This window comes from Pseudomonas sp. HS-18 (assembly GCF_020401845.1).
GTDB lineage: Bacteria > Pseudomonadota > Gammaproteobacteria > Pseudomonadales > Pseudomonadaceae > Pseudomonas > Pseudomonas nitroreducens.
Genome location: NZ_CP084413.1, coordinates 5,598,261 through 5,611,491, shown reverse-complemented (window position 1 = coordinate 5,611,491; position 13,231 = coordinate 5,598,261). Strand labels below are relative to the sequence as shown.

Genomic DNA, 13,231 nt, shown 5'->3' with positions numbered 1-13,231 from the left:
CGAGGATTGGAGGCTGATCGGGCCGACGGAGTTCCGAGTCAATCCTGCAGGAGCGCCCCGTGGTCGCGATCGCGGCATCACCCTCTCCTGCAGCTCAAACCAATCAATCCAGCACGTTATGCAGCACTTCGTAGATGACGCCGGTGGCGATGGTCACCAGCAGCAGGTCGGTGCCTGCCTGCTGCCACTCGTAGCCGTCGTAGTGGGGCAGACGGCCGATCAGGCGGCCGTCGAGCTTCTTCGCGATGCCTGGTGGCAGAGGCTTGCCGCGCGCGAGGTTCTTCTGGATGCCCGGCGGTAGCGTGGCGCCCGGATTCCAGTAGTTGCGGTTGTCGTTGAGGATGACCTGCACGCCGCTGACGTCGATGCTCGGGCCGCCGCCCTGCCAGTTGTTGCCGCCCTGGCCGGCGTTGCCCCGATTGCCGTGCTGAGCGTTGTTGCCGTGCCCCTTGTTCTTGCCCGGGTCGGCCAATAGCAGTGGGCCGCTACCCAGCAGCGTGAAGCCGATGACGGCAGCCAAGAGGGTGTTGAGTCTGGACATATCCGTGTTGCTTCCCTGTTTAAGTTCCTGTGAGGTACAGCGTAGCCGTTATGACGCTACCGCGGCAGCGATGGAGTTGGCACCGGCGTGCTGGCATTTCGTCGGCAGGCCACGAACTGCGGGGGCTGTAGCAAGTCATACAGGTATCTCAACCCCCCGCCCCTGGAGGCGATAACAAGATGAAAATGTCCCTGGTTGTTGCGGTAGCCTGTGCATTCGCACTCGGCACGACAGCCTTGCTGCCCGCCGACCTCTCGCCGATCGGTTCGGTCTATGCCAAAGGCGGTGGCGGTGGTGGAAACGGTGGTGGTAATGGCGGCGGTCACGGCGGTGGCAATGCCGGCGGCAACGGTGGTGGCCATGGCGGCGGCAAGGGCGGCCCCGGCGGTAACCACGGCAGCAACAGCAATGGCGCGAACGATGGCGGCGAGCATGCCGGCAAGGCCACCCGCGACCATGGCCTGAGCGGTAATCACTACGGCAGCACCAAGAACGACAGCAAGGGCCACGGCCAGACGACTTCCTCGGTGGCGCATTCCAAGGACACCCGTGGCCTGTCCAAGGCGACGGCGATTTCCGCGACGACGCCGGGCACCCACAACACCAAGGGACTGGACGGCGCTGGCGACAACTCCAGCAAGCACGACGACGATTGATTTCCCGCGGCCAGGGAAGGCCGCTATCGCTTACTGCACCGGGAAATCGAAGTAGGTCTTCGGGTAGGGCTCGGCCTTCAGGGTGTAGTGCCACCACTCGGCGCCATAAGGCTCGAAGCCGTGGCGCAGCATGGCCTGGCGCAGGGTTTCTCGGTTGCGCGTCTGCTGCACGCTGACCAGCGCGGTGCCGTGATGGGAGATGGGCCCGAAGAAGTCGAACGGGCTGCCCATGTCCAGTTCTTCCCCGGAGCTGGAGTCCACCAGCGTGAGGTCGACGGTGCTGCCGCGCGAGTGGCCGGAATGCTTGGCGATATAGCCGTCGCGGAACAGTGCAGGCTTGTCCAGCGCGGGGTAATAGCGGGCCTTCTGGCGAATGTCCTGCGGGTCGGCGGCCCAGCGGCGGAACTCATCCACGGCGCGCTGCGGGCGATAGCCATCGAAGATCTTCAGTGCCAGACCGCTCAGGGCGACGTCCTTCTCCACCGCCGCCAATGCGCTGGCTGCTTCGCGGGTCAGGATGATCCGCGCTTTCTGGTAACCGTCGATGGGCTCGCCGACGAAGTTGTCGGCGCCGGCGTAGCGCACCTCATAGCGCGCGGACTTCAGTACCTGGTCGAGATAGACGAAGCCGTCCTGCGTGGGCTGGTCTGCGTACAGTGCCGGGCTGGCCAGCAGGCAGAGCAGTAGCGCGAGGCATCTGCCTTCCCGGCTCATGGGCGCAGCGCCTGGACCCCGTCGTCATCCGGGTCGAAATTGTCCAGGTGCATGCGCTGCTCGAAGGCTTTCAGCGCGGCCTCGCCGTACAGGAAACGGCCACGGGCGCTGGCCCAGTCGTCGGGCTTCAGGCGCACCATCCAGCCCTCGCCGTAGCAGTCCTGGTTGATCAGGCCGGGGCGACGCACCACGGCTTCGTTGCTGGCGAGAACGGTACCGTCCAGCGGGCTGCGCGCCGAGGAAGCAGCCTTGGCGAACTCCACCACGCCGAAGCTGCGGTCGCAATCGATGTGCCAGCCATCGCGCTTGGGGGTGAAGGCGAATATCTGCCCGTAGATCGCACAGCCGTATGAGGTGAGGCCGAGTGTGACGGCGCCGCTTCCTTCCTCGCGCAGCCAGAGGTTGTACTCGGGGGCGTAGAGCAGCTGATCCGGGAATTCGAGGCCTTGCAGCTTCACAGGGTCAGTACCCGGTCATACTCGAGGATCATGCGCGCCATCTCGCCGCCGCTGGCGATCTCGTCGACCTCTTCGATCAGTCGGCTCTCATCGATGTTGATACCCGGTGCGCGGCACATCAGCAGGCGCGCGCCGGCTTCCTTGGCCTGCTGGATGAAATGGCTGATGGGCTCGCCACCCTCCGCGGCATAAAGGTGATCGGCGATGTCCTGAAAGGCCAGGCGCGTGCCTTCGCCACTGAGGAACAGGGTGACCTGTGCGTCCATGCAGGCCAGCAGCGTGGCGGTGTAGAAAGGCGCGGCGCAGCGCGCCGGGGTGCTCGGGCCGCTGCTGACGATGATCAGCACCCGCTGGACTTCAGGCGTGGACAAGGGATTTCTCCAGTTGGACCAGGGCGACGCGCCGGCCTTGCGGGTCGGCGCGCTCGACGATGCCCTGCGGCCGATAGCCCAGGCGTGCGTAAAGCAGCAGGCCGGCGGCGTTGGCGTTGAAGCAGGACACTTTCATGACCTGTGCCTTGTACTGGTCGCGGGCGAGATGCTCCATGACCTCGATCAGGTACTGCGCCACGCCGCTGCGCCGTGCCCAGGGCGCGACCATCATGTTGCCCAGCGCGCAGGACTCATTGGCTTGCCACTGGTAGAAGTTGGCGAAGCCGGCGACCCGGCCATCGAGCAGCGCCACGGTGCTTGCGCGCCGTTCGGCCATGGCGGCGGCGAGCTGGCCGATGGTCAACGGCCAGCTCGCCTTGGGGTAGCAGTAGAAGAGTTCGTCGGCGTCCCGGGGAAAGCCGACCACCTCGCCGAGGTCGTCGGCGAGGGCGGGGCGGTGTTGCAGGGCGGGTTGCTTCACGTGCTCACCAGACTCAGTGCGGCGGGTACTGGGCGATGATCTTCTGCACCGTCTCGCGGATTGCCGCTTCGCGCTCGGCGGGCGTCGGTGGGCTGCTGCGCATGATCTGCTCGCCGCTGCCGCGCCAGACCAGCTTGCCGTCCTTGCCGTCGAGCATGTCGACCTGGATGGTGGCGACCTTGTAGGTCACGCTGCGGGTCTCGGCCATGGGCGGCGGGCCCCAGTAGCCACCCCAGTAACCGCCCCAGTAGCCGCCGGTGTAGGTGGTCACCTGGTCCTGGCGCTGGTCGACGATCAGGTAGGCGCGGATCTTCACATCGCCCGGGTTGCCGTCCTGGGCCTTGCGCAGGCCGCGCTGGTCGAACTGGTCGGCAACCGCATCGCTGATGCGTTGCTCGGTGAGGTCGCTCTTGATGCGTGGGTCATCCGGGCGGTATTCGAACGCTGGCTGAGCCCAGCTCCAGGTCTGGTAGCGCGAGAAGTCGCGGGTGGTGTCGTAGTCGCGGCTGACACTGGTGGTTTCGCAGGCGGCGAGGCCGAGCAGCAGGCCTAAGAGCAGCAAACGGCGGATCATGGTTGGATTACTCCTGACAGAGCTTTCATCCAAGCGCAGAGTCCGCGCAAAGGCAAGCGGCAGACGGGGCGCGGCGCGAAGGATGAATTCTGGCAAGGTTTCCGGCCAGCCGGCGATCAGCCCGGCGGGTAACCGTCCATGGCCTTGCGCGCGGCTTCGCGCAGCGCGCGGGCCTGGTCGGCCTGGCTGCTGCCGTCTTCGTACTCGGCGCTGCCGCTCCATACCTGCTGGCGGTTGTGCGCATCGAAGAGCGCGATGCGCACCACGCTGACGGTGACCACGTAGGTGCGGGTGACCGGGTAGGAGGCGCCGTAGCCGCCATACCACGGGTCGTTCCAGCGGCCGTATCCGCCGTAGTAACCGCCGTTGTAGTAGTCGGTGGTCTGGCGGGTGCGCTGCTCGCTGTATAGATGGGCGCTGACGGTCAGGTCCGCCGGCGTATTCGGGCGAGCCGGGCGCAGGCCGCGCTGATCCAGTGCCTCACTGACGGCATCCTGCAGCGGGCCACCGAAGCCGGTGCCGTCCATCCAGCTCCACGAGCGGAAGCGCCCGTAGTCCAGCGGCGGCGCGGGATAGCTGCCCGGATCGAGACCGGGATTGGCCGCCTGCGCGGGTGCCGGTGGCATCGGCAGCGAGGTGGCGGTGTAGGGGTTCTGGCCCTGGCAGGCGGCGAGGGCGGCGAACAGTGGCAGGACCAGCAGATGACGCGGCATGACGGACTCCCGCACGCTCACTTCGATTGGCGTGCGCAGTGGCAACTATGCACCTAATCCTGCGGCCGGCACAGCCAGTGCAGGTAACGGCCGAGGCCGGCGAAGGCAGGATGTCGACGGTATTGCAGTTCCATCTCCACCAGGTCCAGCGGCTCGGCCTTGTGCTGGAATTCCACCGGCATGTAGTCGTGGAACACCCGCACGCCGCTGCGCACCTCGATGCTCCAGTGACCGGCCATGGCAGCCTCCAGTACGCGCGGATCGAGCGGTTCCTGCGGGGTCAGGCTTTGGCCCTCGCCGGCGAAGCGGTTCTTGCGCAGCTTGCGGAAATGCCCCTTGAGCAGGTTGCGGTAGATCAGCGCATCGCGGTTGTAGAAGGCCAGGGACAGCCAGCCATCGGCGCGGGTCAGTTGGTGCAGCACGGGAAGTATGGCCAGCGGCTCGGCCAGCCATTCCAGCACGGCGTGGCAGATCACCAGGTCGTAGGGCTCGTTGAGCTGGCCGAGCAGGTCCTGCCAGGGAGCCTCGATGAAGGTGGCGTTCAGACCCGCTTCCTCGAAACGCTGGCGCGCGGCCACGAGCATCGGTGCGGCCGGTTCGGCGAGGGTGACTTCATGGCCGCGCCCGGCCAACCACAGCGACATGTGGCCCAGGCCCGCGCCGATGTCGAGTACCCGCAGCGGGCGATCGGGCAAGGCTTCGGCCAGGTCGGCCTGGAGCACGGCGAGGCGGATGGCGCCCTTGGCGCCGCCGTAGATCTTCTCGGCGAAGCGGGTGGCCAGTTCGTCGAAGTGACGGTCGCCGGTCTTCGGGGATTCGCTCACTTGGCGCCTCCTTCGATGAAGCGCCGTTCGCTGTCGGCCAGCTTGGCGAGTACCGCCTGGTTCATGTCGATGCCCAGTTCTGCGCACATCAGCAGCAGGTAGAGCACGATATCGCCGACCTCCTGGCCGGCGTGGGCGAGTTTCTCCGGTGGCAACTGGCGCGATTCGTCCTCGCGCAGCCACTGGAAGATTTCCACCAGTTCGGCCATTTCCACGCTGGCCGCCATGGCCAGGTTCTTCGGGCTGTGGAAGCGACTCCAGTCGTTGTGGTCGCGGATGGCGTGCAGGCGTGCGGTGATGGCTTCGAGGTTCATTGCAGATGGGGCTCCAGCGTCAGCCCCATAGCTTCAAGCCTGGCGCTTCAAACGTCCAGCGGGCCCCAACTGCCGGCCATATGCGGCAGGTCGTCCTTGCCGCGCAGGCTGAATTGCCCGACAGGCGCGGGCTCGCTGGCCAGCAGGGTGACGGAGGAGGGCAGCAGGACGGGCTTCTGGAAGCGCACATCGACCCGATAACCGGCGGCCGGCAGACGCTCGCCCAGGGCGGCCAGGCTGCGCGCCTTGTTCCACAGGCCGTGGGCGATGGCGCGAGGGAAGCCGAACAGTTTTGCGCTGGCAGCCGACAGGTGGATCGGGTTGTAGTCGCCGGCGACGCGGGCGTAACGCCGGCCGATGTCCGCCGGGCAGTTCCACGCGTCGATCTGCTCCAAAGGCAGCTCGGCCTCTTCGTGGCGCGCCGCTGGCGAGCCGTCCAGGCGCATGCCGCGGAACAGGATGCGGCTGTCGCCTTCCCAGAGCAGGCCGAGCTGGTCGTGCAGCTGGGTGATGATGCTGAAGGTCACGCCTTTCTCGTGGGGCTGCAGGTCCGCCACCCGCACGCTGACGTTGAAGGGGCCCAGCCCGCCCAGCGGTCGCAACACGCTGATACGGTTTTCCAGGTGTACCAGGCCCAGCAGAGGGAACGGGAAGCTCGCGTCGGTGAGCAGTCCCATCTGCAGGCCAAAGGCGAGGATGTGCGGATAGGTAGGCGGCAACAGGTGGTTATCGGTGAAACCGCAGACCTTGCGGTAGCGCTCCAGCTGCTTCGGGTCGACCGTGACCGGGCAGCGCACGCCGCGGGTTGGCAGGCTGCGGCCACGCACGCCACGGCGCAGCGCCGCGCGAACGAACAGGCCGGTGAGGGCGGGTGGGGCGGACAGGTCGAGCCAATCGCGGGGCATCGGGTATCTCCTGAGGGGCATTCATTCAGCTTAGCCAGTGCTCGGCCCCAGGCATTGGCCGTGGCAACGCGGCGCGCGGCAGGCAAGTCAATCTGACCCGCCATTGCCTGGATATTTCCCTCAACCTGCTTCCTGATTCTCTTGAGGGGCGATAAGAAAGCTGCCTAAGATGGGCCCGCCCCATGGATAACTAGAAAAAACACCATGCGTGATCTGACCGACGATGTGGCGCTGATGCGCCCGGTGATCGACGCCCTGCGCGCCAGCGGTACCGACCCCGACCGCGTGCTGGCCCGCGTCGGCCTGCCCGCTGGCAGCCTGCCTGCCGGACGATTCCCCCACAGCGCTCAGAACCTGTTCTGGAAAGCCGCCGCCGAAGAGTGCGGCGAAGAGCATGTCGGCCTCTACCTGGCCGGACACCTGCCCGCATTCCATGGCTTGCTGCTGGAATACCTGTTCCTGTCCAGCGCCACGTTCGGCGAAGGGCTGCGCCATGCCCTGCGCTACGTGCGCCTGCTCTCCGACACCCTCAACGCGCGCCTGGAAGTCGAGGGCGAGAAGGCCGTGCTGCTGCTCGGCCACAGCGCCGGGACCAACCGGCACTTTCCCGAAATGCTGGCCGGTGCGGTCGTGCGCCTGTTCCACGCCCTCACCGAAGGTGACTTCAAGCCCCACGAAGTGCAGTTGATGCATGCGGAAGGCGCGCCGGCCGGGCGTTATCGCGAAGTCTACGGCTGCCCCGCCGTGCTGGGTGCCGAGCGTTATGCCCTGGTCTTCGACGCCGCCGTGCTGGACAAGGCCTCGCGCCATGCCGCTCCCGAGCTGCTGCGCATGCACGAGTCACTGGCGCGCCGGCAACTGGCGGAAGTGGAACGGCTGGACCTGGTGCGCAAGGTACGCGAGCTGATCGGCGTGCTGCTGGTGGATGGCGGCGCAACGCTGGAACAGGTCGCCGCGCGGCTGGACATGCCGGCCCGCCGCCTGCGCGAACGCCTGGCCATGGCGGGAGTGCGTTTCAATGACCTGGTGACCGACTACCGCTGTCGCCTGGCCAAGGAACTGCTGCTCAAGACCGACGAGCGCATCGAGGTGATCGTCGAGCGGACCGGCTTTTCCGAGCCCAGCACCTTCTACCGTGCCTTCAAGCGCTGGGTCGGCGAGACCCCCGTGGAGTTCCGCCGCCGCGGTCGCCCGCAACCGCCGGCGGAGTGATCGAACCCTTTCGAGCCCGCCTGTGGATAGGCTTTGCCGGTCAGTCCCACCTTGGAATCACCGATGCAAAGCCGAATCCGCCACGCCTTCCTGCTGTCTGCCGCTCTGTTGTCCGCGCCCTGCGCCTTTGCGGGAGAAATGGGCGAAACGGCCTTCTCCCGCCTGGATGCCAACGGCGACGGTTACATCGAGGCCAGCGACATGGCGCCGATGCGCGCGCGCATATTCCACCGGCTGGACCGTAATCAGGACGGCTTGCTGACCCGCGAGGAAGTGACGCCGCCAAATCCCAGCGTGCAGGTCTCGCCCAATGCCATCGCCTGGCCGGACCATGACGGTGACGGCAAGGTCAGCCAGGCGGAGTTCATGACCCAGGAGCCGGCGTTGATCGTGCGTGCGGACCGCGATGGCGACCACCGGGTGAGCGCGGAGGAGTTTCGCGAGTTGATCGCGGCGCGACATTGACCGGCCGGCGCGACAGATGACCGGTTTGATGGCCGGATCGAGAGCATGGCGGGGGCAGGGGAGAGCGGCTTTATGTAGGGCGAATAACGCGCCAGCGTTATCCGCCATCAAGGGGCCGGCGGATAACCTGTTCCAGGTTATCCGCCCTGCGGCCTGTGGCGTGGTTCGTAGGATGGGTGGAGCCCAAGCGATACCCATGCTGTTGCAGGGATTGATGGGTATCGCTTAGCTCCACGCCATCCTGCAGATGGAGTCAATTGGAGCGGATCAGGCGCCCAGCAGACTCTGCCCACACACCCGCAGCACCTGGCCGCTCACCGCGCCGGAGCCCGGCTGGGCGAACCAGGCCACCGCTTCGGCGACGTCCTGCGGCAGGCCGCCCTGGCCCATGGAGTTCATCCGTCGGCCGGCCTCGCGAATGGTCAACGGGATGGCGGCGGTCATCTGGGTTTCGATGAAGCCCGGCGCCACCGCGTTGATGCTGATGCCCTTCTTGCCCAGCGTCGGCGCCCAGGCCTGCGCCAGGCCGATCAGGCCGGCCTTGCTCACCGCGTAGTTGGTCTGGCCCATGTTGCCGGCGATGCCGCTGATGGAGGCGAGCAGCACCACGCGGCCATCGTCATGCAGCTTGTTCGCGTCCAGCAGGGCCTGGGTCAGCACCTGCGGCGCCTTGAGGTTCACCTCGATCACCGAATTCCAGAACGCTTCGCTCATCTTGGCGACGGTCTTGTCGCGGGTGATGCCGGCGTTGTGCACCACGATATCGACGCCATCGGGCAGCGCCGCCACCAGTTGCTCTCCAGCATCAGCGGCGCAGATATCCAGCGCCACGCCACGGCCACCCAGGCGCGCGGCGAGGGCGTCGAGCGCGTCCTTGGCCGGTGGCACATCCAGCAGCACCACCTCGGCGCCGTCACGGGCCAGGGTCTCGGCAATGGCCGCACCGATACCGCGAGCGGCGCCGGTCACCAGTGCGCGCTTGCCCACCAGCGGGCGGCTCCAGTCCTGCACCTGCTTGTCGTAGGCAGACAGGCGCACGACCTGCCCGGAGACATACGCGCTCTTTGGCGAAAGGAAGAAGCGCAATGCACCTTCGAGCTGGTCCTCGGCTCCCTTGCCGACATACACCAGTTGCACGTTGCCGCCGCGGCGGATTTCCTTGCCGAGCGAGCGGCTGAAGCCTTCGAGGCTGCGCTGCACGCTGGCGGCGATGGGGTCTTTGATCGATTCCGGCGCGCGGCCGAGGATCACCACGTGCGGGCATTTATCCAGGCCCTTGAGGGCGCCCTGGAAGAAGGTGCGCAGTTCGATCGTCTGCTCGAAACGGGTCAGGCCGCTGGCATCGAAGACGATGGCCTTGAGCTTGGGGCCGTGCTCGGCGGTCCAGCGCGGCAGGCCGTACTGGCCGTCGCTGAAGGCGAAGATCGAATCGGTCAGGCACTCGGCGAAGGGCAGCACGGCCTCGTTCAGGTTGCCCTCGCCACCGAGCAGCAGCGCCCCATCCACCGGCCGCGTGCGCCCGGCGCTCCAGCGCTCCAGGCGAACCGGCGCAGGCAGGCCGAGGGCGCCGACCAGGCGGCGGCCGACGTTGGAGTTGGCGAAGGCAATGTAGCGATCGGTCATGGAACGGGCTCCTGAACGGATTCTCTAAAGTGCTGACCACTCTACGCAGGCAGGGGTTCGACGCAATTGACCGCGCTGACCTGCGCAACGGCGGGGCGGCCAATGCGACACAAGCGGCTAAGGTTAGCCTTGACCGCACTTTAACGCTCATCCATCCAGGAGCTCTGCATGACCCAATTGCGCCGGGTCGCCATCGTCGGCGGCAACCGTATTCCCTTCGCCCGCTCCAACACCCTGTACTCCACGGCGAGCAACCAGGAGATGCTGACCTCCGCGCTGGACGGCCTGATCGAGCGCTACAAGCTGCACGGCGAGCGCCTGGGCGAGGTGGTCGCCGGCGCAGTGCTCAAGCATTCGCGCGACTTCAACCTGACCCGCGAGTGCGTGCTGGGCACGCGCCTGGCGCCGGAAACTCCGGCCTATGACATCCAGCAGGCCTGCGGTACCGGCCTGGAAGCGGCGATTCTCGTGGCCAACAAGATCGCCCTCGGGCAGATCGACTGCGGCATCGCCGGCGGCGTGGACACCACCTCCGATGCGCCCATCGGCGTCAACGAAGGGCTGCGCAAGATCCTGCTGGAAGCCAACCGCGGCAAGTCCAACGCCGAGAAGATCAAAAGCCTGCTGAAGATCCGCCCGCGCCACCTGATGCCGCACATCCCGAAGAACGGCGAGCCGCGCACCGGGCTGTCGATGGGCGAGCACTGCGAGCTGATGGCGCAGACCTGGGCCATTCCCCGCGACGAGCAGGACAAGCTGGCCTACGAGAGCCACCACAAGCTGGCCGCCGCCTACGACGAGGGCTGGCAGAACGACCTGATGACGCCGTTCCGCGGCCTGGTGCGCGACCAGAACCTGCGCCCGGATATCAACCTGGAAAAGATCGGCACCCTCAAGCCGGTGTTCGAGAAGGGCCCGCGCGGCACCCTGACGGCGGCCAACTCCACACCGCTGACCGATGGCGCTTCCGTGGTGCTGCTGGCCAGCGAGGAGTGGGCGAAGGCGCGTGGCCTGCCGATCCTGGCGTACTTCAAGGATGGCGAAGCTGCGGCGGTGGACTTCGTCGGCGGCCACGAAGGCCTGCTGATGGCGCCGGTTTACGCAGTGCCGCGCCTGCTGGCGCGCAACGGCCTGACCCTGCAGGACTTCGACTTCTATGAAATCCATGAAGCCTTCGCCGCCCAGGTGCTGTGCACCCTCAAGGCCTGGGAAGACGCGGACTACTGCAGGGAGCGCCTGGGGCTGGATGCGCCGCTGGGTTCCATCGACCGCAGCAAGCTCAACGTGAAGGGCAGTTCGCTGGCAGCCGGCCACCCGTTTGCCGCCACTGGCGGGCGCATCGTCGCCAACCTGGCCAAGCTGCTGGATGCCGCCGGCAAGGGGCGCGGGCTGATCTCGATCTGCGCCGCGGGCGGCCAGGGTGTGACCGCGATCATCGAACGGTAATCCAATACAACGGGGCGGCCCTCTTCGCCGCCCCGCGATGTAGCAACTCCGTGACTTCAGGCGGCACCGCGCGAGCGGCGCCGCCTTTTTTTATCCTACGAAGAGCAGAGCGTAGGGCGCATAACCTGGAACAGGTTATCCGCCGATAGGGGAGTGGCGGATAACGCTGGCGCGTTATGCGCCCTACGAAACTGCGAGGGAGCTGTAGGAGCGAGCTTGCTCGCGAATACCGGTTACGCCGAAGTTCGGGCTGCTCGCGAGCAAGCTCGCTCCTACAGAAAGCCGGCGAGCGGGGCCTCGCCAGGTCGCTTCCGTAGGAGAGAGTCTTCCCCCTGCAATTGCCTTCTAGAAAGGTCCTCAGCCACCCTGCAACATCGCCGGATGGATTCGCCGGGAGAAGGGCGTGGAGAGCACCAGTGAAGTCTTGCTGGTGCCGAACTGGGCGAGGCGGTCGATCAGCTCTTCCAGTTCCTGGGTGCAGCTCACCGCCACCTTGAGCATCACGCAGGCTTCGCCGGTGATGCGGTAGCAGTCGATGATCTGCGGGATTTCCAGCAATGGGTCGAGCATGGTCTTGCTGCGATGGTCGTTCAGGCGCAGTTCGATCAGGCACTGGATCGAACGGCCCATCTTCGACAGGTCTACGCTGGCGTGGTAGCCGGTGATCACGCCTTCGGCCTCCAGGCGCGCCACGCGGTCGGCCACGGCGGGAGGCGAGAGGTTGATGCGTCGGGCCAGTTCGGCGAAGGACAGGCGGCCGTCTTCCAGCAGGGCGGCGAGCAGGGCGCGGTCGTATTTGTCCATCAGTCTTGCCTCGGCATTCTGGTTAAAACAGATTCAACGGAAAATGACCGGAAAATCCATCGATTGAAAAGTGTTACGCCGCTATTGGCGTTGTCTGTGCCTTATCCGTGGGTGGATGCCTGCATAAAATGAATCGCCCCACCCGCCTTGTCGAGCCCCTTTCATGACCACCCTGCCCATGCCCAGAGCCCGCGTCTCCCTGACCCTGATCGCCGCGTTTTTCGCCCTCTATTTCATCTGGGGCTCGACCTACCTGGTCATCCGTATCGGCGTGGAATCCTGGCCGCCGATGCTGATGGCCGGCTGCCGCTTCATCATTGCCGGGGCGATCCTGTTCGCCTGGATGCTCTGGCGCGGCGCGCCGCTGCCGAGCCTCAAACAGTGCTTGTCGGCGGGCGCCATTGGCATCCTGCTGCTCAGCTGCGGCAATGGCGGGGTGACGGTGGCCGAGCACTGGGGCGTGGCTTCGGGTGTGGCGGCGTTGGCCGTGGCAACCGTGCCGCTGTTCACCCTGGTGTTCGGGCGCTTCTTCGGCAACAGGACCAACGCGCTGGAGTGGGCCGGCATCGCCCTGGGCCTGCTCGGCATCGTGCTGCTCAACCTCGGCTCGAACCTGCAGGGCAGCCCGGCGGGCGCGGCGCTGATCATCTTTGCGGCGGCCACCTGGGCCTTCGGCTCGGTGTGGAGCCGGCGCCTGGACCTGCCCGCCGGCGCCATGGCCAGCGCGGTGGAGATGCTGGTGGGTGGCGGCGTGCTGCTGCTGGGCAGCCTGCTCAGCGGCGAGCGCCTGGAGCAGATGCCCACCGCCGCCGGCTGGGGCGCGCTGGCCTACCTGGTGGTCTTCGGCTCGATCATCGCCTTCAGCGCCTACATGTACCTGCTGGCCAATGTGCGCCCGGCGGCGGCGACCAGTTACGCCTACGTCAACCCGGCGGTGGCGGTCATGCTCGGCGTGGTATTCGCCGGCGAGCACATCGGCCTGGCGGAATCCCTGGCGATGGCGGTGATCATCAGCGCGGTGGTCTTGATCGGCCTGCCGCAGTGGCGACGCGGCCCCGCGAACTGATCCCGGAACGCAAAGCGCCCGCCCACAGGAGGCTGTGGGCGGGCGCTGTGTTTTCCGGCTCAGG

At 66.6% G+C, this 13,231-nt stretch carries 16 protein-coding genes and 1 pseudogene; 5 read left to right on the top strand and 12 right to left on the bottom strand.

Translation table 11 applies throughout. From position 1 onward, the window contains the following. Positions 1-103: 103 nt before the first annotated feature. On the bottom strand, positions 104-541 hold the full coding sequence (locus LDJ84_RS26185) for an anti-virulence regulator CigR family protein (RefSeq protein ID WP_065085504.1): 438 nt from the start codon (positions 539-541) through the stop codon (positions 104-106). A 179-nt stretch (positions 542-720) separates the two neighbouring features. Here LDJ84_RS26185 and LDJ84_RS30990 point away from each other — a divergent pair. Then, positions 721-867, top strand: a pseudogene (locus LDJ84_RS30990) (hypothetical protein); the annotation flags it as partial. A 360-nt stretch (positions 868-1,227) separates the two neighbouring features. Here the strand turns inward: LDJ84_RS30990 and LDJ84_RS26175 are convergent. The 9 genes from LDJ84_RS26175 to LDJ84_RS26135 form a co-directional block, all read right to left on the bottom strand. Continuing rightward, positions 1,228-1,911 (bottom strand): M15 family metallopeptidase, encoded by a 684-nt coding sequence (locus LDJ84_RS26175; RefSeq protein WP_083196177.1) that lies wholly within the window; start codon positions 1,909-1,911, stop codon positions 1,228-1,230. After that, positions 1,908-2,369, bottom strand: a complete 462-nt coding sequence (locus LDJ84_RS26170; protein WP_065085502.1) for a glycine cleavage system protein H — start codon at positions 2,367-2,369, stop codon at positions 1,908-1,910. The genes LDJ84_RS26175 and LDJ84_RS26170 overlap by 4 nt, the downstream gene beginning before the upstream one ends. Beyond that, on the bottom strand, positions 2,366-2,740 hold the full coding sequence (locus LDJ84_RS26165; RefSeq protein ID WP_065085501.1) for a DsrE family protein: 375 nt from the start codon (positions 2,738-2,740) through the stop codon (positions 2,366-2,368). The genes LDJ84_RS26170 and LDJ84_RS26165 overlap by 4 nt, the downstream gene beginning before the upstream one ends. Further along, complete coding sequence (locus tag LDJ84_RS26160) at positions 2,727-3,221, bottom strand: GNAT family N-acetyltransferase (protein ID WP_037017383.1); 495 nt, start codon at positions 3,219-3,221, stop codon at positions 2,727-2,729. The genes LDJ84_RS26165 and LDJ84_RS26160 overlap by 14 nt, the downstream gene beginning before the upstream one ends. Positions 3,222-3,234: 13 nt before the next feature. Beyond that, entirely contained in the window at positions 3,235-3,795 is a 561-nt protein-coding gene (locus LDJ84_RS26155; protein WP_037017378.1) for a DUF4136 domain-containing protein, read from the bottom strand. A 116-nt stretch (positions 3,796-3,911) separates the two neighbouring features. Then, entirely contained in the window at positions 3,912-4,508 is a 597-nt protein-coding gene (locus LDJ84_RS26150; RefSeq protein WP_065085500.1) for a DUF4136 domain-containing protein, read from the bottom strand. 53 nt (positions 4,509-4,561) lie between these two features. Further along, complete coding sequence (locus LDJ84_RS26145) at positions 4,562-5,332, bottom strand: methyltransferase (protein WP_065085499.1); 771 nt, start codon at positions 5,330-5,332, stop codon at positions 4,562-4,564. Then, positions 5,329-5,646, bottom strand: a complete 318-nt coding sequence (locus LDJ84_RS26140) for a nucleotide pyrophosphohydrolase (protein WP_024766201.1) — start codon at positions 5,644-5,646, stop codon at positions 5,329-5,331. Before LDJ84_RS26140 ends, LDJ84_RS26145 begins: the two co-directional genes overlap by 4 nt. Positions 5,647-5,693: 47 nt before the next feature. Further along, positions 5,694-6,551: a MaoC family dehydratase gene (locus LDJ84_RS26135; RefSeq protein WP_065085498.1), complete on the bottom strand. Its 858-nt coding sequence runs from the start codon at positions 6,549-6,551 to the stop codon at positions 5,694-5,696. A 204-nt stretch (positions 6,552-6,755) separates the two neighbouring features. Between LDJ84_RS26135 and LDJ84_RS26130 the strand changes: the two genes are divergently transcribed. Both LDJ84_RS26130 and LDJ84_RS26125 read left to right on the top strand, forming a co-directional pair. Then, complete coding sequence (locus LDJ84_RS26130; RefSeq protein ID WP_037017366.1) at positions 6,756-7,763, top strand: AraC family transcriptional regulator; 1,008 nt, start codon at positions 6,756-6,758, stop codon at positions 7,761-7,763. Between the two features lie 63 nt (positions 7,764-7,826). After that, positions 7,827-8,228, top strand: a complete 402-nt coding sequence (locus LDJ84_RS26125; RefSeq protein WP_065085497.1) for an EF-hand domain-containing protein — start codon at positions 7,827-7,829, stop codon at positions 8,226-8,228. A gap of 267 nt (positions 8,229-8,495) precedes the next feature. On the opposite strand, the gene LDJ84_RS26120 is transcribed toward LDJ84_RS26125, so the two are convergent. Then, entirely contained in the window at positions 8,496-9,851 is a 1,356-nt protein-coding gene (locus LDJ84_RS26120) for a 3-oxoacyl-ACP reductase (protein WP_065085496.1), read from the bottom strand. Between the two features lie 168 nt (positions 9,852-10,019). Between LDJ84_RS26120 and LDJ84_RS26115 the strand changes: the two genes are divergently transcribed. Next, positions 10,020-11,297: an acetyl-CoA C-acetyltransferase gene (locus LDJ84_RS26115; RefSeq protein ID WP_037017360.1), complete on the top strand. Its 1,278-nt coding sequence runs from the start codon at positions 10,020-10,022 to the stop codon at positions 11,295-11,297. A 357-nt stretch (positions 11,298-11,654) separates the two neighbouring features. On the opposite strand, the gene LDJ84_RS26110 is transcribed toward LDJ84_RS26115, so the two are convergent. Next, positions 11,655-12,101, bottom strand: a complete 447-nt coding sequence (locus tag LDJ84_RS26110) for an Lrp/AsnC family transcriptional regulator (protein WP_065085495.1) — start codon at positions 12,099-12,101, stop codon at positions 11,655-11,657. Between the two features lie 178 nt (positions 12,102-12,279). Here LDJ84_RS26110 and yedA point away from each other — a divergent pair, with 178 nt between their 5' ends. Beyond that, positions 12,280-13,167 carry a drug/metabolite exporter YedA gene (gene yedA / locus LDJ84_RS26105; protein ID WP_024766206.1) on the top strand — a complete coding sequence of 296 codons (888 nt, stop codon included), beginning with the start codon at positions 12,280-12,282 and terminating at the stop codon, positions 13,165-13,167. Positions 13,168-13,231: the final 64 nt, after the last annotated feature.

What these genes read in the sequence shown, in the direction of transcription:
- LDJ84_RS26185 (WP_065085504.1), bottom strand. Translation starts at nt 541, where the DNA reads ATGTCCAGACTCAACACCCTCTTGGCTGCCGTCATCGGCTTCACGCTG.
- LDJ84_RS26175 (WP_083196177.1), bottom strand. Translation starts at nt 1,911, where the DNA reads ATGAGCCGGGAAGGCAGATGCCTCGCGCTACTGCTCTGCCTGCTGGCC.
- LDJ84_RS26155 (WP_037017378.1), bottom strand. Translation starts at nt 3,795, where the DNA reads ATGATCCGCCGTTTGCTGCTCTTAGGCCTGCTGCTCGGCCTCGCCGCC.
- LDJ84_RS26150 (WP_065085500.1), bottom strand. Translation starts at nt 4,508, where the DNA reads ATGCCGCGTCATCTGCTGGTCCTGCCACTGTTCGCCGCCCTCGCCGCC.
- LDJ84_RS26140 (WP_024766201.1), bottom strand. Translation starts at nt 5,646, where the DNA reads ATGAACCTCGAAGCCATCACCGCACGCCTGCACGCCATCCGCGACCAC.
- LDJ84_RS26135 (WP_065085498.1), bottom strand. Translation starts at nt 6,551, where the DNA reads ATGCCCCGCGATTGGCTCGACCTGTCCGCCCCACCCGCCCTCACCGGC.
- LDJ84_RS26130 (WP_037017366.1), top strand. Translation starts at nt 6,756, where the DNA reads ATGCGTGATCTGACCGACGATGTGGCGCTGATGCGCCCGGTGATCGAC.
- LDJ84_RS26125 (WP_065085497.1), top strand. Translation starts at nt 7,827, where the DNA reads ATGCAAAGCCGAATCCGCCACGCCTTCCTGCTGTCTGCCGCTCTGTTG.
- LDJ84_RS26120 (WP_065085496.1), bottom strand. Translation starts at nt 9,851, where the DNA reads ATGACCGATCGCTACATTGCCTTCGCCAACTCCAACGTCGGCCGCCGC.
- LDJ84_RS26115 (WP_037017360.1), top strand. Translation starts at nt 10,020, where the DNA reads ATGACCCAATTGCGCCGGGTCGCCATCGTCGGCGGCAACCGTATTCCC.
- LDJ84_RS26110 (WP_065085495.1), bottom strand. Translation starts at nt 12,101, where the DNA reads ATGGACAAATACGACCGCGCCCTGCTCGCCGCCCTGCTGGAAGACGGC.
- yedA (WP_024766206.1), top strand. Translation starts at nt 12,280, where the DNA reads ATGCCCAGAGCCCGCGTCTCCCTGACCCTGATCGCCGCGTTTTTCGCC.